Annotated in this window: 17 protein-coding genes and 1 other RNA gene; all 18 read left to right on the forward strand. The window is 56.0% G+C overall.

Annotation, left to right across the window (positions count from 1 at the left end):
• The first annotated feature begins 61 nt into the window (after nucleotides 1-61).
• The 18 genes from rnpB (at nucleotide 62) to ftsZ (ending at nucleotide 18,687) form a co-directional block, all read left to right on the forward strand.
• An RNA gene (gene rnpB, locus IEV29_RS11515) (RNase P RNA component class A) lies at nucleotides 62-384 on the forward strand.
• A gap of 147 nt (nucleotides 385-531) precedes the next feature.
• Nucleotides 532-675, forward strand: a complete 144-nt coding sequence (locus IEV29_RS11520; protein WP_188381441.1) for a DUF3096 domain-containing protein — start codon at nucleotides 532-534, stop codon at nucleotides 673-675.
• Nucleotides 676-731: 56 nt separating this feature from the next.
• Nucleotides 732-1,250, forward strand: a complete 519-nt coding sequence (locus tag IEV29_RS11525; RefSeq protein ID WP_188381442.1) for a DUF4124 domain-containing protein — start codon at nucleotides 732-734, stop codon at nucleotides 1,248-1,250.
• A 424-nt stretch (nucleotides 1,251-1,674) separates the two neighbouring features.
• Nucleotides 1,675-2,103 carry a division/cell wall cluster transcriptional repressor MraZ gene (gene mraZ / locus IEV29_RS11530; protein ID WP_188381443.1) on the forward strand — a complete coding sequence of 143 codons (429 nt, stop codon included), beginning with the start codon at nucleotides 1,675-1,677 and terminating at the stop codon, nucleotides 2,101-2,103.
• 5 nt (nucleotides 2,104-2,108) lie between these two features.
• The gene (gene rsmH, locus IEV29_RS11535) at nucleotides 2,109-3,077 is read left to right on the forward strand and encodes a 16S rRNA (cytosine(1402)-N(4))-methyltransferase RsmH (protein WP_188381444.1); all 969 of its coding nucleotides are present in this window, start codon (nucleotides 2,109-2,111) and stop codon (nucleotides 3,075-3,077) included.
• Complete coding sequence (gene ftsL, locus IEV29_RS11540; RefSeq protein WP_188381445.1) at nucleotides 3,074-3,346, forward strand: cell division protein FtsL; 273 nt, start codon at nucleotides 3,074-3,076, stop codon at nucleotides 3,344-3,346. The genes rsmH and ftsL overlap by 4 nt, the downstream gene beginning before the upstream one ends.
• A complete protein-coding gene (locus tag IEV29_RS11545) occupies nucleotides 3,343-5,103 on the forward strand; it encodes a peptidoglycan D,D-transpeptidase FtsI family protein (RefSeq protein ID WP_188381446.1) in 1,761 nt (586 codons plus the stop codon). The genes ftsL and IEV29_RS11545 overlap by 4 nt, the downstream gene beginning before the upstream one ends.
• On the forward strand, nucleotides 5,103-6,632 hold the full coding sequence (locus IEV29_RS11550) for a UDP-N-acetylmuramoyl-L-alanyl-D-glutamate--2,6-diaminopimelate ligase (RefSeq protein ID WP_188381447.1): 1,530 nt from the start codon (nucleotides 5,103-5,105) through the stop codon (nucleotides 6,630-6,632). The genes IEV29_RS11545 and IEV29_RS11550 overlap by 1 nt, the downstream gene beginning before the upstream one ends.
• Nucleotides 6,629-7,996: a UDP-N-acetylmuramoyl-tripeptide--D-alanyl-D-alanine ligase gene (locus IEV29_RS11555; protein WP_188381448.1), complete on the forward strand. Its 1,368-nt coding sequence runs from the start codon at nucleotides 6,629-6,631 to the stop codon at nucleotides 7,994-7,996. The genes IEV29_RS11550 and IEV29_RS11555 overlap by 4 nt, the downstream gene beginning before the upstream one ends.
• Nucleotide 7,997: 1 nt before the next feature.
• The gene (gene mraY / locus IEV29_RS11560; protein WP_188381449.1) at nucleotides 7,998-9,167 is read left to right on the forward strand and encodes a phospho-N-acetylmuramoyl-pentapeptide-transferase; all 1,170 of its coding nucleotides are present in this window, start codon (nucleotides 7,998-8,000) and stop codon (nucleotides 9,165-9,167) included.
• 21 nt (nucleotides 9,168-9,188) lie between these two features.
• On the forward strand, nucleotides 9,189-10,697 hold the full coding sequence (gene murD / locus IEV29_RS11565) for a UDP-N-acetylmuramoyl-L-alanine--D-glutamate ligase (RefSeq protein WP_188381450.1): 1,509 nt from the start codon (nucleotides 9,189-9,191) through the stop codon (nucleotides 10,695-10,697).
• Complete coding sequence (gene ftsW, locus IEV29_RS11570) at nucleotides 10,694-11,905, forward strand: putative lipid II flippase FtsW (RefSeq protein ID WP_229726369.1); 1,212 nt, start codon at nucleotides 10,694-10,696, stop codon at nucleotides 11,903-11,905. The genes murD and ftsW overlap by 4 nt, the downstream gene beginning before the upstream one ends.
• Nucleotides 11,902-12,978, forward strand: coding sequence for an undecaprenyldiphospho-muramoylpentapeptide beta-N-acetylglucosaminyltransferase (gene murG, locus IEV29_RS11575; RefSeq protein ID WP_188381451.1), 1,077 nt, complete (start codon nucleotides 11,902-11,904; stop codon nucleotides 12,976-12,978). Before ftsW ends, murG begins: the two co-directional genes overlap by 4 nt.
• On the forward strand, nucleotides 12,975-14,381 hold the full coding sequence (gene murC / locus IEV29_RS11580; protein WP_188381452.1) for a UDP-N-acetylmuramate--L-alanine ligase: 1,407 nt from the start codon (nucleotides 12,975-12,977) through the stop codon (nucleotides 14,379-14,381). Before murG ends, murC begins: the two co-directional genes overlap by 4 nt.
• Nucleotides 14,378-15,346 (forward strand): D-alanine--D-alanine ligase, encoded by a 969-nt coding sequence (locus IEV29_RS11585; protein ID WP_188381453.1) that lies wholly within the window; start codon nucleotides 14,378-14,380, stop codon nucleotides 15,344-15,346. Before murC ends, IEV29_RS11585 begins: the two co-directional genes overlap by 4 nt.
• Before the next feature lie 23 nt (nucleotides 15,347-15,369).
• Complete coding sequence (locus IEV29_RS11590) at nucleotides 15,370-16,152, forward strand: cell division protein FtsQ/DivIB (protein WP_188381454.1); 783 nt, start codon at nucleotides 15,370-15,372, stop codon at nucleotides 16,150-16,152.
• Nucleotides 16,149-17,381: a cell division protein FtsA gene (gene ftsA / locus IEV29_RS11595; RefSeq protein ID WP_188381455.1), complete on the forward strand. Its 1,233-nt coding sequence runs from the start codon at nucleotides 16,149-16,151 to the stop codon at nucleotides 17,379-17,381. The genes IEV29_RS11590 and ftsA overlap by 4 nt, the downstream gene beginning before the upstream one ends.
• Before the next feature lie 121 nt (nucleotides 17,382-17,502).
• Nucleotides 17,503-18,687 carry a cell division protein FtsZ gene (gene ftsZ / locus IEV29_RS11600; RefSeq protein WP_188381456.1) on the forward strand — a complete coding sequence of 395 codons (1,185 nt, stop codon included), beginning with the start codon at nucleotides 17,503-17,505 and terminating at the stop codon, nucleotides 18,685-18,687.
• The last annotated feature ends 52 nt before the right edge of the window (nucleotides 18,688-18,739 follow it).

An 18,739-nucleotide genomic window follows, 5' to 3' on the forward strand; every position in this document is an offset into this window, starting at 1 on the left:
TATGCACCGTTTGCAAGCGCTGTCATAGCGGGTCGCGCTTTGCTGGATTACAATGGCGGCCGAAGCAGACCAAGACAACCGCTGGCTGTCATTTCGGTGATGGCGGGAGGAAGGTCCGGACTCCATAGAGCAGGGTGACGGTTAACGGCCGTCCGTCGTGAGACGAGGAACAGGGCCACAGAGACGAGCGTATTAAGTTACGGTGAAACGCGGTAACCTCCACCCGGAGCAATTTCAAATAGGCACGCGTTGAGGTGGCTCGCGGAGCGTGCGGGTAGAAAGCTTGAGCCGTGCAGTAATGTACGGCCTAGAGGAATGGTTGTCATAGCAGACGGGCTTGCTCGTCTGCCGTAACAGAATCCGGCCTATCGGTTTGCTTCATTGATTTTTCAACGGCGCACATGATCCATCACGTGCGTCGTTTTCTTTTGTGCAACAGGATGTGAGCTAGCGAACCGACATTACGGATAGGCAGTTTGAAGATGACATATCGCAGGCAAAAGGTGCCTGCGTTCTTGTCGGAGTCTGATCATGAACTTCTATCTTTCGGTTGGTCCGCTGGTTTCGCTGATTGCCGGCATTTTGATTCTGGTGATGCCACGACTTCTTAACTTTATCGTCGCGCTTTATCTCATCATCATCGGTCTTCTTGGCCTTTTTGGCGGAAAAGCATAACGCAAGCACTTTGCGCTCGTGCTATAACGGAAGAGCGTGTTGTGCGGAGATGTGTCATGAGCGCTCTTTCTGTTCGGTGGGTTGTTGCCTGTATGCTGGGTGCGGTTCTTCTGCCCGGTGTTGCCGCCGATATCTATCGTTGGGTGGATGAAAAGGGTCGCACCCATGTGTCTGACGTGGTGCCGCCGCGCTATGCCGACAAGGCAGTGCGCGTCGATACCAGTGGTTCGGCGATTTCTTCTGAAGACCTGCGTGCTGCGCAGGAGCGTGCCGCCCGCGAACGTCAACTTCTCGAGGAGCAGCGTGCCGATGCCCGCAGGGAAGAAGAGGCCGCTGCACGCGCTCAAAGTCAACAAAGCGCTGGCGCGCTGACTGCGCCGCGACAAGGGCCCACTGAGAGCGAGTGTGCCGCCAAATGGCGTGCCTTCTGGGCCAGCCAGGAGTGCTTTGCACCATTTGTCAAAGGTGCTGGGCGGCGTCGGGGCGCCCACGTCAGTGAAGAAGCCTACCTCTACTGCAAATCAGTGCCCGATCCCTCTTCTGAGTGCAGCATTCCCACCGTGCGACGCTGGTAGATCATTGCCGATCATTCGGAAGCAATTGCCGATGTGATCTTTATTCACGATCGCGCAGATCCTTCTTTTCTATCCCTTGCGTAAAAATGGCCGTTATGTGCGAGCGTTTTGTCCCTTCTCGCCTCTTCAGTATTTTCGTTTTTCACTCCAAAACACATGTGTATAGATGAGGTGGCACTTTCACAGTGTGTGATAAGTGCTTAATTATTTGGATAATTTCAACTTTAGATTGCTTGAGCGTAATGCGCTAAGTCCTTGACTTCATTGAAAAAAATCTACTTTTACGCCTGAAATTTGCTTGACCCGCGGAATTGCATCCTCTAAAGTGGGCGACAGTGTGAAAAAGTGTTTATTTGTGGGTTATTTCAACCGACAAATCAAAATGCTTCACCAACAGTGCAGGCCAATAAAAAGGATTTTCAGGGTGTTTCAAGGCGCGTCTTCTCTCAATCTCGATGCCAAAGGCCGGATGACCATTCCCGCCCGCCATCGCGACGCATTGCAATTGCAATGCGAGGGACGTGTCACTCTGACCAAACATCCGGATGGGTGCCTGCTTCTCTTCCCTCGTTCTGTGTGGGAAACCCGCCGTGAGGAAATCGCCAAGTGGCCGATTTCCGCGCGCGCCTGGCAACGCATTTTTCTCGGCAATGCCGTGGATGTCGAATTTGATACCGCTGGTCGAATTCTGATCGCGCCTGAATTGCGCGCGGCGGGTGGCCTGACGCGTGACGTCATGCTGATGGGCATGGGCAGTCATTTCGAAATCTGGGATGCGGCAAAACTGGCAGAAAGCGAATCGGATGCGATCGCTGCCGGTGTGCCCGATGTACTCAACAATTTTTCCTTCTGACACCCGTGACGAATGTAGAGGCGGTGCAGCCATATCAGCACCGGACAGTCTTGTTGAACGAAGCGGTCGCAGCGCTCGCGTTGCAAGACGATCGCCGACAAGGCATCTACGTTGACGGCACGTTTGGTCGCGGTGGTCATAGTCGTTTGATTCTGCAGAAGCTGGGCGAGCGTGGACGTTTGCTGGCCTTTGACAAGGATACGTACGCGATTGCGAACGCATCAAGTATTGCTGACGCGCGTTTCGAGATCGTGCATGACAGTTTTGCGACGCTGGCAGAGGCCTTGTCGGTGCGCGGCATCGGGCAGTTGGATGGGGTATTGCTGGATCTTGGCATTTCGTCGCCACAGGTGGACGACGCTGCCCGGGGCTTCAGCTTTCGTGCAGACGGTCCATTGGATATGCGCATGGATACCACGCGCGGCATGTCGGCAGCCGAATGGCTTGCTACGGAAACCGAACAAAAAATCGAGAAAGTGATACGAGATTATGGGGAAGAACGGTTTGCTTTTCAGATTGCAAAGGCGATTGTTGCTCGCAGGGCAGTCGAGCCAATTTCAAGCACACGACAGCTTGCCGAGATCGTGGCAAACGCCGTCAAAACTCGCGAGAAAGGCAAAGACCCGGCCACTCGCACCTTTCAGGCTATCCGGATTTTCATCAATCAGGAGCTTGAAGAACTCGAAGTAGTGCTGGCAGAGGCATTTCGCCATCTGGCACCAAACGGGAGATTGGTCGTGATCAGTTTTCACTCGCTCGAAGATCGCATCGTCAAGCAGTTCATGGCAGGCAAGGCCAAAGCGGCGCAGCCTGACCGTCGGCTGCCGATTCGTGCCGTCGATCTGCCGCAGCCCGAGATGAAGCTGCTTGGTCGTGTCATGCCTTCCGAGGAAGAGGTTGCCGAGAATCCGCGCGCGCGCTCTGCCGTGATGCGTATTGCTGAACGTTTGACACCTGCGGGAGCGCTGCAATGAGCGGCCGCATCGCGTTCGTGCTGACGACCATTTTGGTGCTGTGTGCGCTGTCGGTCGTCAATGCGCATTATCAGTCCCGTACGGCCTTTATCGCGCTGGAGCGTGAGCAGGCCAAGACACGTCAGATCGAAATCGACTGGCGTCAGTTGCAGCTCGATCAATCCACGCTTGGCGTGCATGGCCGTATCGAAGCCAATGCGCGTCGCGATCTGGGTATGGTGCCGGCATCGCCGGCGAGCACGCAATATCTGAATCTGGAGGCGAAATGACGCGTAGCACGTCACGTACCGCTTCCGGCAAAGGCGTGCCTTTCGTTGCCAGCCCGGTCCTGGCAGCCAAGCTGCCGGCCTGGCGTTCGCGGGTAGTGCTGTTTTTGATTTTCGCTGCTTTCGCGACCCTGGCTGGACGCGCCTTGTGGCTGCAAGGCATGTCCAAAGATTTTCTGCAAAAGCAGGGCGCTTCGCGTTACGCGCGGACACTGGAGCTGCCCTCGACACGTGGCAAGATCACCGATCGCAACGGACAGGTGCTGGCTTCGTCAGTGCCGGTACGCGCAGTCTGGGCCATTCCTGAAGATGTGATGGAAGCGCCGAAGGACAAGCTGCGCCAGTTGGCCAAGCTGCTCGATATGAGCGAAAAAGATTTGTATGGCCGTCTTGATTCGGACCGAACCTTTGTCTATCTGAAGCGTCAGGTGGAAATGGATGTGGTCGACAAGGTCTTGAAATTGAATATTACCGGTATCAACACGCGTAAGGAATACAAGCGGTATTATCCGGAAGGTCAGGCGATGGCGCATATCGTCGGCTTCACCAACGTGGAAGACAAGGGTATCGAAGGCATGGAGCTGGCGTATCAAAAGACGCTGGCAGGTGTGCCGGGCAGTCGGCGTGTGATTCGCGATCGTCTCGGTAATGTGGTGGAAGATATCGAGGCAATTCGCGAGCCGCATGATGGTCAGGATCTGACGCTGTCAATCGATAGCAAGCTGCAGTACATCGCTTTTTCGAATCTGAAAGCGGCGGTCGAAGCTAATAAAGCCAAGGCTGGTGGCATCGTGATTCTGGATGCCAAGTCGGGCGAGATTCTGGCGCTGGCCAATCTGCCAACATACGACCCCAACAATCGTGCCCAGTTGAGCGGCGCGCAATTGCGTAATCGCGTACTGACTGACACCTTCGAGCCGGGTTCGACGCTCAAGCCATTTGCGGTTGCCTTGGGGTTGGAAAAGAAAATCGTGCGTCCCAATACCATGATTGATACCGCACCCGGCCGCATGACGATCGGTACGGCAACGATTGGTGATGCGCACGCGATTGGTCTGGCATCGGTCTCGCAGATCATCGAAAAATCATCCAACATTGGTACCGCCAAGATTGCCTTGCAGATGCAACCGCAGGAAATGTGGGATCTGTTCACCTCTGTTGGTTTCGGGCAGCAACCAAAGATTGGTTTCCCGGGTGCGGTAGCCGGTCGTGTGCGTCCTTATAAATCGTGGCGTCCGATCGAGCAGGCGACCATGAGCTACGGTCATGGTATCTCCGTGTCGCTGCTTCAGATCGCCCATGCCTACATGATCTTTGCACGTGATGGCGAGATGATTCCGCTGACTTTGCAGCGCTCTTCCGATCAGCCGATCGCACAACGTGTATTGTCCGAAAAAACTGCACGTGAAATGCGCAGCATGCTGGAAATGGCAGCAGGTCCGACGGGGACTGCACCGCAGGCGCAGGTGCCCGGTTATCGTGTCGGCGGCAAGACCGGTACGGCTTACAAACTGGAAAACGGCAAATACGTGAAGAAATACGTCGCGTCTTTTGTCGGCTTTGCACCGGTCTCCGATCCGCGCATCATCGTTGCCGTCATGATCGATGAACCGACTGCCGGTCGGCACTATGGCGGTTCGGTTGCCGGACCTGTTTTTTCTTCCGTGGTGGCGAGCGCGTTGCGCTCGATGAATGTTGCGCCGGATTCCACCGTGACCAACATCATCATCCCGCCTGAGCCATTGCAGGAGGTGCTGTGATGGCCGCACAAATGAATCTTGATGTCATTCTGGACTGGTTGCGTCAGCATGCACCGAAGGCGCAATTGACTGCCGATTCGCGCAAGGTGCAAGCGGGCGATGTGTTCGTCGCATATCCAAATGATGAAGCAGACGGCCGCGCCTACATTGGCGATGCGGTGGAGCGCGGTGCGATTGCAATCCTGCTGGAAGCAGACGGCGGTGCCGACTTTACGGCAGCGATTGCTGGCTTGCCTTCTTTGCCAGTCGCCCATCTTAAGTCACAAGTCGGTGAGATCGCCGCAGCCTGGTACGCGCATCCCGATCGAGCCATGTTGACTGTTGCCGTGACCGGTACCAACGGCAAAACGTCCTGTTCGCAGTGGCTGGGCAGCGCCTTGTCCCGTCTCGGCCGTCCGACTGCAGTAATCGGCACGCTTGGCACAGGCATTTATCGTGATGGAACGGCCGGGACATTTACGGTGACTGGTTACACCACACCGGATGCCGTGCAATTGCAACGTGCACTGGCTGAACTCGGCAAGCACGGTGCGACCGCACTGGCAATCGAGGCATCGTCGATCGGTCTGCATCAGCAGCGCATGGCTGGCATACATGTTGATATCGCATTGTTTACGAACTTCACGCGTGACCATCTCGATTATCACGGTGACATGCAGGCGTATGAAGAAGCCAAGACACAGTTGTTCGACTGGCCGGGTTTGAAGCACGCAGTCATCAATGTCGATGATGCAATGGGCGAACGCCTGATCGCACGTCTGCGATCAACCCGGCCGGAAATCGCCGTCACCGCATACAGCATTGGCGGACATGTCTTGCATGATGTGGCGACGCTGCAGGCAACGGATGTGCGCAGCAGTCAAAGCGGCACCGCATTCCATTTGCATTTCGGTGCGGAGCGCGCGCAGGTCAAAACCCAGTTGGTTGGCGATTTCAACGTCAGCAATGTGCTTGGCATTATCGGTGTCTTGCTTGCAAAAGGTGCGGCATGGCGCAAGGCGATTGCTGCGGTCGAAGCACTGATGGCAGTGCCTGGCCGTATGCAACAACTGGGCGGCGTTGAGGCACCGCTGGTCGTGATTGATTACGCGCATACGCCGGATGCACTGGAAAAAGCGCTGGCGAGTCTGCGACTGGTCGCAGAAGAACGCCACGGAAAATTGTGGTGTGTGTTTGGTTGTGGTGGTGATCGTGATCCCGGCAAGCGTCCGCAAATGGGCGCGGTAGCCATGGTGGCAGATCATGTGATCGTCACGACTGACAATCCGAGATATGAAGAACCGGAGTCCATCATTGCGCAGATTGTCGCTGGTATCGACAAGACGCATGCAGACATGCACGTGATCGAGGATCGTGCGACAGCGATTTTGTGGGCTTGCCGTAATGCGACACGGCAGGATGTCATCCTGCTGGCTGGCAAGGGCCATGAGAACTATCAGGAAATCAAGGGCCGCAAATTGCCGTTCCTCGATGCCGATCATGCTGCGCTGGCTTTGTCGTCGCGGGCAATGCAAGGGGCGCACGGATGAAGTCGACACTGCGCACATTGCTGCCTTGGGTCAAGGGCGCGACATTGTCCGGCGATGCGTCATTTGATGGCATTTCGAGCGACAGCCGCACCGCTGCAGCGGGTAATTTGTTCGTTGCGCTGCGCGGCGAACGCTTTGATGCGCACGATTATCTGCATGACGTTGCTGCGCGCAAGGTTGCCGGCATGGTTATCGAAAGTCAGCCTGCCGATCTGAATGTGCCTGCATTGGTCGTGCCGGATACGCGTGTTGCTCTCGGCGAAATTGGTCATGGCTGGCGTCAGCAATTTGCGCTGCCCCTGATTGGCGTCACCGGCAGCAATGGCAAGACCACGGTCAAGGAAATGATCGCGGCCATCCTGCAAGCGGCATTTGGTACGGATCGTTATCTGGCAACGCGCGGCAACTTCAATAACGATATTGGTGTGCCATTGACCCTGTTGCGCATGACGGCAGAGCATCAGGCAGCCGTGATCGAACTCGGCATGAATCATCCGGGTGAGATTGCCTTGCTGTCCGCGATTGCCAATCCAACTGTCGGGCTGGTCAATAACGCACAGCGCGAGCATCAGGAATTCATGGCGAGCGTCGAAGCTGTCGCCATGGAAAACGGTTCGGTGCTGCAAGCCTTGCCTGCCGACGGCGTGGCCGTCTATCCGGCTGATGATGAATTTACTTCGCTCTGGCGCGGTTACGCAGCACATTGCCGCAGCCTGACCTTCGGGTTGAGTGATGATGCTGATGTGCGTTGTACGCATCAGGCCAATGTATTTGGCAGCGACTTGCAGGTGACCACAAATGGACAACGATTCGATATCGCTCTGTCTGCTGCCGGTTTGCACAATGTGCGCAATGCATTGGCTGCGATTGCCTGCACCTTGGCAATTGGCGTACCGGCCGAGGCAGTCGTACGTGGCTTGCAGGCTTTCGCGCCGGTCAATGGTCGTTTGCAACGCAAGACTGCCAGCAACGGTGCATTGGTGATCGACGATACGTATAACGCCAATCCGGATTCGGTGCGCGCTGCGATTGATGTGCTGGCGCAGCTGAAAGCGCCACGCGTACTGGTGCTGGGCGATATGGGTGAAGTTGGCAATGACGGCCCGCAGTATCACGAAGAAGTTGGTGCCTATGCACGTGCACGCGGCATCGAACGTCTGTTGACGCTCGGAGAGATGACGGTCCATGCCAGTCGTGCATTTGGCAACGGCGCAACGCATTGCGGCGATATCGCAGAACTCAATCAGGCGCTAGACGCATTTTTCAACAACGAGGCAACAGCGCTGGTCAAGGGATCGCGTTTCATGAAAATGGAACGTGTTGTGCAGCATCTGCTCGGTCAACATCATCAGGAAGGCCACTAACATGCTGCTTTGGCTTGCACAGTTTCTGCAGGATCACATCGGTCCGATGCGTATCTTCAACTTCATTACGTTCCGTGCCGTGTTTGCAACGCTGACAGCGCTGGCGATCGGTCTGTTTGCCGGTCCGGCGGTGATTCGCATGTTGACGCGCTTGAAAGTCGGACAGGCGGTACGCACCAACGGTCCACAAACGCATTTGATCAAGAGCGGTACCCCAACCATGGGCGGCGCGTTGATTCTGCTGGCGATCGGTATCTCGACCTTGCTGTGGACCGACCTGACCAATCGTTTTGTCTGGGTCGTACTGATCGTGACGCTGGGTTTCGGTGCGGTCGGATGGGTCGATGACTATCGCAAGGTGGTCTACAAGGATCCAAAGGGCATGTCGTCCAAAGAGAAGTATTTCTGGCAATCGCTGATCGGTTTGTTTGCAGCGGTTTATCTGGCGTTCTCGGTATCGGCGCCAAGCAATTCGCAATTCCTCGATCTGTTCCTGGCTTGGGTGCAATCCGGCTTCAGCATGGAGTTGCCACCGAAGGCCGACTTGATCGTGCCCTTCTTCAAAACCATTAGCTACCCACTCGGCGTATGGGGATTCATTGCACTGACCTACTTCGTCATCGTCGGTACCAGCAACGCTGTCAATCTGACCGACGGTCTGGATGGTCTGGCGATCATGCCGACTGTGATGGTCGGTACGGCATTGGGTCTGTTTGCCTATCTGTCGGGCAGCGCGATCTATTCGCAGTATCTGTTCATTCCGCATATCAAGGGTGCAGGCGAACTGATCATTTTCTGCGGTGCGATGGCGGGTGCCGGTCTGGCTTTCCTCTGGTTCAACGCGCATCCGGCACAAGTCTTCATGGGTGACGTCGGTGCGCTGGCTCTGGGTGGTGCGCTCGGTACGATTGCGGTCATCGTGCGACAGGAAATCGTGCTGTTCATCATGGGCGGTATCTTCGTGGTGGAAACCTTGTCGGTAATGCTGCAGGTTGCGTACTTCAAGTACACCAAGATGAGAACGGGAACCGGCAAGCGCATCTTGCTGATGGCGCCGTTGCATCACCATTTCGAACAGAAAGGCTGGAAAGAAACGCAGGTCGTGGTCCGTTTCTGGATCATCACGATGATTCTCGTGTTGTTTGGTTTGTCGACGCTGAAGTTGCGTTGATTGGGTGGCGAAGAAAGCAGAATGAATTACACAGGCAAGCATTTTCTGGTGATGGGTCTCGGTGAATCGGGGCTGGCGATGGCGCAGTGGCTGCACCGCTGCGGCGCCACGCTGCGCGTCGCCGATACGCGCCAGGCACCTGATCGTCTCGCCCAATTGCAGTCGCTGATTCCGAATGCCGAGTTTGTGGGCGGTGCCGGCGAGGGCCAGTTTGATGCCGGTTTGCTGGATGGTATCGATGTTGTTGTCGTCAGCCCTGGCCTGATGCCGCAGCGTGAGCTGGCAAACATCATTCCGGCTGCTGCAGAAAAGAATATTCCGGTCTGGGGCGAAATCGAACTCTTCGCGCAGGCATTGGCGGCGTTGAAAGAAGAGCGTGCTTACGCGCCGAAGGTCATCGCGATCACCGGTACCAATGGCAAGACGACGGTCACCAGTCTGACCGGCCTGCTGTGTCGTCGTGCCGGTTTGACCGTGCAGGTTGCCGGCAACATCAGTCCGGCCGCACTCGATTGCCTGCGTGAAGCAATGGATACCGAGCAGTTGCCGCAAGTCTGGGTGCTGGAGCTGTCGAGCTTCCAGTTGCATACCACGATGTCGCTGCAAGCCGACGTGGCAACCGTACTCAATGTGACACAAGATCATCTGGACTGGCATGGCGACATGCAAGCCTATGCAGATGACAAGGCACGCATTTTCGGTCATGACACCGTGCGCGTATTGAATCGTGATGATGCGTGGACCATGCAGATGGCGTCACCTTTGTCGAGCGTTGTCACCTTCGGTATTGATGAAGCCGATCAGCCGGATTGTTTCGGTCTGGTGGATGAAAACGGCATGCGCTGGTTGTCGGTCGCGATTGCCGATGAAGATCAGCAGCCAAGACGTCGCAAAAAAGAACAAATCGATGTTGAAGTGATGACCAAGAAACTGATGCCAGTCGATGCCTTGCATATCCGTGGTCAGCACAATGCCGTCAATGCACTGGCTGCATTGGCACTATGCCGTGCGATTGGTCTGTCATTTGCACAGTTACTGCATGGTTTGCGAGAGTATCGCGGCGAACCGCATCGTGTTGAACTCATCACGACCATTGGTGGCGCTGAATACTACGATGACAGCAAAGGCACGAATGTCGGTGCGACAGTGGCGGCACTCAAAGGGCTCGGCGCTGGTCGTGAAAACGCAGAACCGCATCTGATCCTCATCGCTGGCGGTGATGGCAAAGGACAGGATTTTTCGCCCTTGGCCGATCCGGTTGCCAAGTATGTGCGTGCTGTATTTTTGATCGGCAAGGATGCCGGTGCGATTCGTGCAGCGTTGAGCGAGTCGGGTACCGCATTGACTGACTGTACTACGCTGGAAGAGGCAACCGAACAGGCTGCCGCATTGGCGCGCCACGGTGATGCCGTATTGCTGTCGCCCGCCTGTGCAAGCTTGGATATGTTCCGTAACTATGCACATCGCGCACAAGTATTTGTCGATACCGTACGCGAGATTGCTTTGTCCCGTGGCGAGGTGAGTGCATGAAGCTCGCGCTGACATCGCTGTTCCGCCCAGCTGCCGAGAAGCAGCCGTTGCCGGGGATTGAGCAGCGCTCGAAGATGATGAGTTACGACCAGCCGCTGGTGTGGGTCGTGATCCTGCTCATGCTGTACGGCATGGTGATGGTCTATTCGGCATCGATTGCCTTACCGGATTCGCCGAAGTACGCACGTTACGACAATGCGCATTTCCTCGGTCGTCAGGCGATCTTTATCAGCCTCGCCTTGTTTGCCGGTCTGTTGGCGTTCCGTGTGCGGATCGAAACCTGGCAGAAGTGGGCGCCTTATCTGTTTGCCGGCACCATCATCTTGCTGATTCTGGTGTTGATTCCCGGTGTGGGTAAAGGCGTCAATGGTGCGCGTCGCTGGTTGTCCTTCCATGTCTTCAATCTGCAACCATCCGAGCTGATGAAATTGTTCGTGGTGTTGTACGCAGCTGATTACACCGTGCGCAAGCAGCAGGTGATGCACAAGCTGACCAAGGGTTTCATGCCGATGACACTGGCGATCGGCTTTGTCGGTTTGCTGTTGTTGCTGGAACCTGATCTGGGTGCATTCGGCGTGATCGTTTGTATCGCCATGGGCATCCTGTTCCTCGGCGGCATCAATGGCATCTGGTTTGGTGGTATAGGTGCGACGCTGGTTGGCATTTTCAGCATGGTGATCATTGCATCGCCGTGGCGCCGTGAGCGTATTTTTGCGTATCTGAATCCGTGGGAAGAAAGCAATGCGCTTGGCAAGGCGTATCAGTTGTCGCATTCACTGATCGCCTTCGGTCGCGGTGAACTGCTTGGTGTCGGTCTCGGTGGCAGTGTTGAGAAATTGCACTATCTGCCGGAAGCCCACACGGACTTTCTGCTGGCGGTGATTGGTGAAGAACTCGGTTTCGTTGGTGTACTGGTGGTTGTGATTGCGTTCTACTGGATCATCAAACGAGCATTCGAAATCGGTCGTCAGGCGATTGCCTTGGATCTGACATTTGCCGGGCTGGTCGCAAAGGGAATCGGTATCTGGATCGGCGTGCAGGCATTCATCAACATGGGTGTCAACATGGGGTTGTTGCCAACCAAGGGTTTGACCCTGCCGCTGATGAGTTACGGCGGCTCGGGTGTGCTGATCAACTGTGTCGGTCTGGCGATTCTGTTGCGTATCGATTACGAGAATCGCGTCCTCATGCGAGGAGGGCGGATATGAAGAAGCTCTTGATCATGGCGGCTGGTACCGGCGGACATATTTTCCCGGGCCTGGCGATTGCCGAAACCATGCGTGCAAGAGGTTGGCAAGTGTCATGGCTGGGTACGGCACACGGCATGGAGCGTGAACTGGTGCCGCAACGTGGCATCGAGATGGACACGATTGCCTTCAGCGGGTTGCGTGGCAAGGGTTTGTCGCACACGATCAAAGGCGCATTGCGTTTGCTTGCAAGCTTTGGCACCTGTTCTTCGATTTTGTCACGCCGCAAGCCTGATGTGGTTCTCGGCATGGGTGGTTACGTGACGGTGCCTGGTGGATTGATGGCAAAACTGCGTGGTACGCCCGTTGTCCTGTTGAATGCGGATGCAGCCTTGCTGTTGTCGAACAAGACGCTGACGCCGATTGCGCAACGCGTGCTGTTCGGCTTCCCAGCAGATTTCGGCGCGGCTGCTGCAAAGGCGGTCGTGACGGGCAATCCGGTTCGCAAGGAAATCAGTGATGTCCTGCCACCAGCGCAACGTTATGCAGATCGTCATGGTCCGCTGCGCGTACTGGTTGTTGGTGGCAGCCTTGGTGCGCAAGTGCTGAACGAAACGTTGCCGGCTGCTCTGGCATTGATTCCGGCTGAACAAAGACCGATCGTTACGCATCAATCCGGCAAGAAAAATATCGACGCATTGCGTGCCAATTACGCCAAGGCACAAGTCGAAGCGGAAGTACTCGATTTTATTGATGACATGCCGCGTCGCTATGCGGAAGCTGATCTGGTGATTTGCCGCGCGGGCGCAATCACGGTATCCGAACTGACCGCTGCCGGTGTTGCCAGCGTGCTGGTGCCGCTGCTGGTGTCGACGACCACGCATCAACGTCATAACGCGCAATGGATGGCGCAGCAGCAGGCAGCCATCCACCTGCCGCAAACAGAGTTGAATGCCGCACATTTGGCCGGATTGCTGCAAGGCATGACGCGTGTGCAGTGCCAGAAAATGGCCGAAGCAGCCTATGAACAAGGTCGACGCAATGCAAACGATGCGATTGCCGACGTGCTGGAAGAATTGGTGAAAGCCGCATGAAACACAAAGTCAAAAACATTCATTTCGTCGGTATCGGCGGCAGCGGGATGAGCGGCATTGCCGAGGTGCTGCTGAATCTCGGCTATACGATTTCCGGCTCCGATCTCGGCAGTAATACCGCGACGCGTCGGCTGGCCTCGCTGGGTGCCAAGGTCACCCAGGGGCATGTCGCAGAGAATATCGCCGAAGCGGATGCGATCGTGACTTCGACCGCCGTGCAGGCGGACAATCCCGAAGTGGTTGCCGCGCGCGCGAAGCATATTCCGATCGTGCCGCGTGCCGTCATGCTGGCGGAACTGATGCGTTTGAAACGCGGCATCGCCATCGCTGGTACGCATGGCAAGACCACGACCACTAGTCTGGTGGCCAGCATTCTGGCGGAAGGCGGATTCGATCCGACCTTCGTGATCGGTGGTTTGCTCAATAGTGCCGGGGCCAACGCGAAGTTGGGTTCGGGTGATTACATCGTGGTCGAGGCCGACGAATCGGATGCATCCTTCCTGAATCTGTCACCCATGATCGAAGTGATCACGAACATCGATGCCGATCATATGGAAACCTATGATCACAGTTTCGACAAGCTCAAGCAGGCATTCGTCGACTTCACACAGCGCCTGCCGTTTTACGGCGTGGCCATGTTGTGTATCGACGATCCGACCGTGCGCGAACTGATTCCGCGTATTTCCAAGCTGGTCACGACTTACGGCTTCCATGAAGATGCCGATGTCCGCGCTATCGACGCACGTGCGGTCAACAGTCACATGGAATTTACGGTGGTGCAGGAAGGTTACGAACCATTACAGGTACGACTGCATCAGCCCGGCATGCATAACGTGCAAAACGCCTGCGCTGCCATTGCGATTGCGCGTGAACTCGGTGTGGCCGACAGTGCAACGCAAAAAGCACTGAGTGAATTCAATGGTGTTGGCCGTCGCTTCACACGTTATGGCGAAATCGCGATCAAGGATGTCAACGGAAATGCGGCCGGTACGTTTGCTCTTGTCGATGATTATGGTCATCACCCGGTCGAGACAGCGGCGACATTGGCGGCAGCACGCGGTGCGTTTCCCGGACGTCGTCTGGTACTGGCTTTCCAGCCGCATCGTTATACACGCACGCGCGATCTGTTCGAGGATTTCGTCAAGGTGTTGTCGACGACAGATCTGTTGGTGCTGGGCGAGGTGTATGCCGCAGGCGAGCAACCGATTGTGGCTGCCGACGGTCGTACGCTGGCGCATGCCTTGCGCGTGGCCGGCAAGGTTGATCCGGTGTTTGTTGAAAGCATTGCCGACATGCCGGCAACGATCATGAATGTCATCCGTGATGGCGACGTATTGATCACGATGGGGGCGGGTTCGATTAGTGGCGTGCCCGCCAAACTGCAGCAGGGGCAGGTGCAATGAGTGACTTGAGAAAAGAATTTGGCAAGGTTGGCGTGTTGTTCGGTGGTCGGTCCGCCGAGCGCGAAGTGTCCTTGATGTCGGGCAAAGGCGTACTGGCTGCGTTACAGGCCAAAGGGATTGATGCCCATCCGTTTGATCCGGCAGAGCGCAGTATTGCCGAATTGGCGACTGAAGGATTTGATCGGGTCTTCATTGCCTTGCACGGTGTTTTCGGCGAAGACGGTTCTCTGCAAGGCGCACTGGAGCAGCTCGGTATTCCGTACACCGGTCCTGGCGTGATGGCGTCCTCGATTGCGATGGACAAGATCATGACCAAACGTATCTGTGTGAGTAATGGCGTGCCGACGCCAGCGTTTGTTTCGCTGGAGGTTGCCAGCACGACGACCGAGCGTTTGCAGGCCGTGGCGAAAGAATTTGGCCTGCCGTTGATGCTGAAGGCACCGCATGAGGGTTCGACGATCGGGATCGCCCGTGTCGAGTCGGCAGACTGTTTGCGTGACGGGTTTGATCTGTGCGCCAGGTACGACAGCGTGATTCTGGCCGAGCAGTTCGTCAAAGGGCGCGAGCTGACCGTGCCGGTGATTGGTCGTGGTCGCGATGCGCGTGCCTTGCCGATCGTCGAGATTCGTGCGCCGCAAGGAAACTACGATTACGAGCACAAGTATTTCAGCGACGAGACCGAATATCTGTGTCCTGCGCCACTCGATGAGGCGCTGACGAAAAGGATTCAGACGTTGGCGGTCAATGCCTTCAATGCGATTGGCTGTACCGGATGGTCGCGTGTGGATTTCATGCTGCGCGAATCCGATAACGAGCCATTTTTACTGGAAATCAATACCTCGCCAGGCATGACCAGTCATTCGCTGGTGCCGATGTCGGCACGCGTGGCAGGTACCGGTTATGAAGATTTGTGCGTGGAAATCCTGCGTCTGGCGACGCTGGGCTTGAAGCAGAGCAGCAAGTAAATTGAAGGGAAACTGACACCATCATGTGGCAAGACGTCCGACTACTCAATGCAACAGCCAATACCCTGTTTGGGTTGGTTGCGCTTGCGGTCGTCGCATCCTGCCTGTGGTGGGTGGCGCATCGCCCTTACTTCACCTTGCAGGTGATTCGGGTCGAGGCAACGCAGCATGAGCCTTTGCGCCATATCAACCCGTTGACGGTTCGCAGCGCGGCATTGGCGCGGATCAAGGGAAATTTTTTTACGGCAAATCTGGATTCCGTGCGTCAGACTTTTGAGTCGGTCCCGTGGGTGCGTAAGGCTACCGTTCGTCGCTCCTGGCCCAATCAGTTGATCGTGACGGTTGAGGAACATACGCCGCTCGGTACGTGGGGCGATGACGGCAGATTGTTGTCGGTGAAGGGTGACGTGTTTGTCGCCAATCTGGCCGAAGCCGAAGAGGATGCGCGTTTGCTGGCCTTCAATGGCCCGGAAGGTAGCGAGAAGGAAGTGATCGCACGCTGGCGAGATTTGAATACGTGGCTGGCGCCGTTGAATGTGTCGGCTGAAGAGCTGAGTCTCTCGGATCGTTATGCGTGGACGGTCAAGCTGAACAATGGTGTGACGATTGAGCTGGGTAGAGAAAAGACGGTAGCGACGCTCAAGGATCGGGTTGATCGACTGGTTGCCGTGTATCCGCAACTGGTGGCATTGCTGCAGGACAGAATTGAAAACATTGATATGCGATATCCGAATGGTCTGGCACTGACGGCTCAGGGTTTGAACATCGGCACACACGGCAATAAAAAGGCAAACGGAAAGACATGACAAAAGACGCTAAAAACCTCATCGTCGGGCTGGATATCGGCACCTCCAAGGTGGTGGCCGTGGTGGCGGAAGTGCTGCCTAACGGTCGCCATGAAGTCATCGGCCTTGGACAGCACGAGTCGCGCGGCTTGAAAAAAGGCGTGGTGGTCAATATCGAGGCAACAGTCGAGTCGATCCAGCGCGCGCTTGAAGAAGCCGAACTGATGGCCGATTGCAAGATCCGCCATGTCTATACCGGTATTGCTGGCAACCATATCCGCAGTTTCAATTCGAGCGGCATGGTGGCAATCAAGGAAAAGGAAGTTACGGCCACCGATGTGGCGCGCGTGATCGAAACCGCCAAGGCTGTCAACATACCGACCGACCAGCAATTGCTGCATACGGTGCCGCAGGAATTCATTGTCGATAATCAGGAAGATGTGCGTGAACCAATCGGCATGAGCGGCATCCGACTCGAGGTCAAGGTGCACATCGTGACCGGTGCGGTTTCCGCGGTACAGAACATCGTCAAATGTATTCGTCGCTGCGGTCTCGAAGTGTCTGATCTGATCCTGCAACCGATGGCATCTGCCGATGCCGTGCTGACGGCAGACGAGAAAGAGCTGGGCGTGGTCCTGATCGATATCGGTGGTGGCACGACCGACGTGGCGATTTTTACCGAAGGGGCGATTCGCCATACGGCCGTGATTCCGATTGCGGGCGACCAGATCACCAATGACATCGCGATGGCCGTACGCACACCGACTGCGGAAGCAGAAGAAATCAAGCTGCGTTACGGGATGGCGAAGCAGGTGTTGGCGGATCCGGGCGATACCTTGGAAGTCCCAGGCCTGGGCGATCGCGGTTCACGCAGCTTGTCGCGTCAGGCGCTGGCGGCGGTGATCGAGCCACGAATCGAAGAGTTGTTCTCGCTGGTGCATCAGGTTGTACGTGAGTCGGGTTACGAAGAGGTACTGTCGTCCGGCATCGTACTGACCGGCGGTACGGCAATGATGCCGGGCATGGCGGAACTGGCAGAAGATATTTTTCTCAAACCGGCGCGTCTTGGCACGCCGGAGTACAACGGGCAGTTGGCAGATGTAGTACGCAGTCCCCGGTATGCAACTGTGCTGGGTTTGTTGCTGGAAGCGAAAAAGCAGTATCTGCGTGGACATCTGGTCACGCGACAGGATGGATCGGCGACGGCGTTGGTGCGTCGCATGAAGGAATGGTTTCTCGGTAATTTTTGATTTTTGTTGTTTGCGATCTGATTTTAATTTTTTGACTTAACCCGCAGTTAGCAGTTGCTAGTCGTCACACCGCGTGATGCCTATCAACTGGGAACTGCCCTCTATATAAGAAGGAACTATCATGGAAATCGATATGCTCGAAAATGTTTCCCAAGGCACGGTGATCAAGGTTGTCGGCGTCGGCGGCGCGGGCGGCAATGCCGTACAGCACATGATCAACAAAGGCGTGTCCGGCGTTGAATTCATCGCGGCAAACACGGATGCACAGGCACTGGATCAGTCCAATGCCCACAACGTCATTCAGATCGGTGACACCGGCCTGGGCGCCGGCATGAAACCAGCCGTCGGTCGTCAACTGGCAGAAGAGTCGCGTGCACGTATCGAAGACGCACTGCGCGGCGCGCACATGGTCTTTATCGCTGCCGGCATGGGCGGTGGTACGGGTACTGGTGCAGCACCCATCGTTGCGCAGATCGCCAAAGAGCAAGGCGCACTGACGGTTGCGGTTGTGTCCAAGCCATTCTCGTACGAAGGCAAAAAATGCATGGATATCGCTGAAGAAGGTCTGGAAGCATTGTCCGAGCATGTCGATTCGCTGATCATCATCCTCAACGAAAAACTGGAAGAGATCTACGAAGACGACAGCATGATCGAATGGCTGCAACATGCCGATGACGTGCTGAACAACGCTGTCGCTGGTATTGCCGAGATCATCAACGTGCCAGGTCACATCAATGTCGACTTCAATGACGTGAAAACGATCATGGGCGAACAGGGCAAAGCCATGATGGGTACGGCAACCGCACACGGCGTTGATCGCGCACGTATCGCAGCAGAGCAGGCCGTCGCTTCGCCTCTGCTGGACGGCATCGATCTGTCGGGCGCACGTGGCGTACTGGTCAACGTGACCGCCAGCCGCAGCCTGAAAGGTAAGGAAATCAAGGAAGTCATGGCAACCGTTCGCGCCTTCGCTGCACCGGATGCATCGATTGCACAAGGTATCGCATACGATGACACGATGGGCGACGACATTCGCGTAACCGTGGTGGCAACCGGCCTCGGTCGTGCACGTAAAGGTGTCCAACTGGTACAAACGCCAATGCTGCGTACCGGCACGCACAACGAACCAATGATGGCAAACACCGGCATGTTGCAAGGTGCGGCGCAGCCTGCGGCATCGTTCGAAGGCTTGAAAGCGCCGGCCGTCTGGCGTCGTGAATCGGCCTCGGATACCGTCCGTGCACTGGAGAAAAACGGCATGGAAACCTATGATATTCCTGCCTTCCTGCGCAAACAAGCCGACTAAATAGATGTGCGCCGGCTTTTGCCGTCTGCAGATGGTTTGATATTATTGTCAA

Source organism: Oxalicibacterium faecigallinarum, assembly GCF_014635705.1.
Classification (GTDB): domain Bacteria; phylum Pseudomonadota; class Gammaproteobacteria; order Burkholderiales; family Burkholderiaceae_D; genus Oxalicibacterium; species Oxalicibacterium faecigallinarum.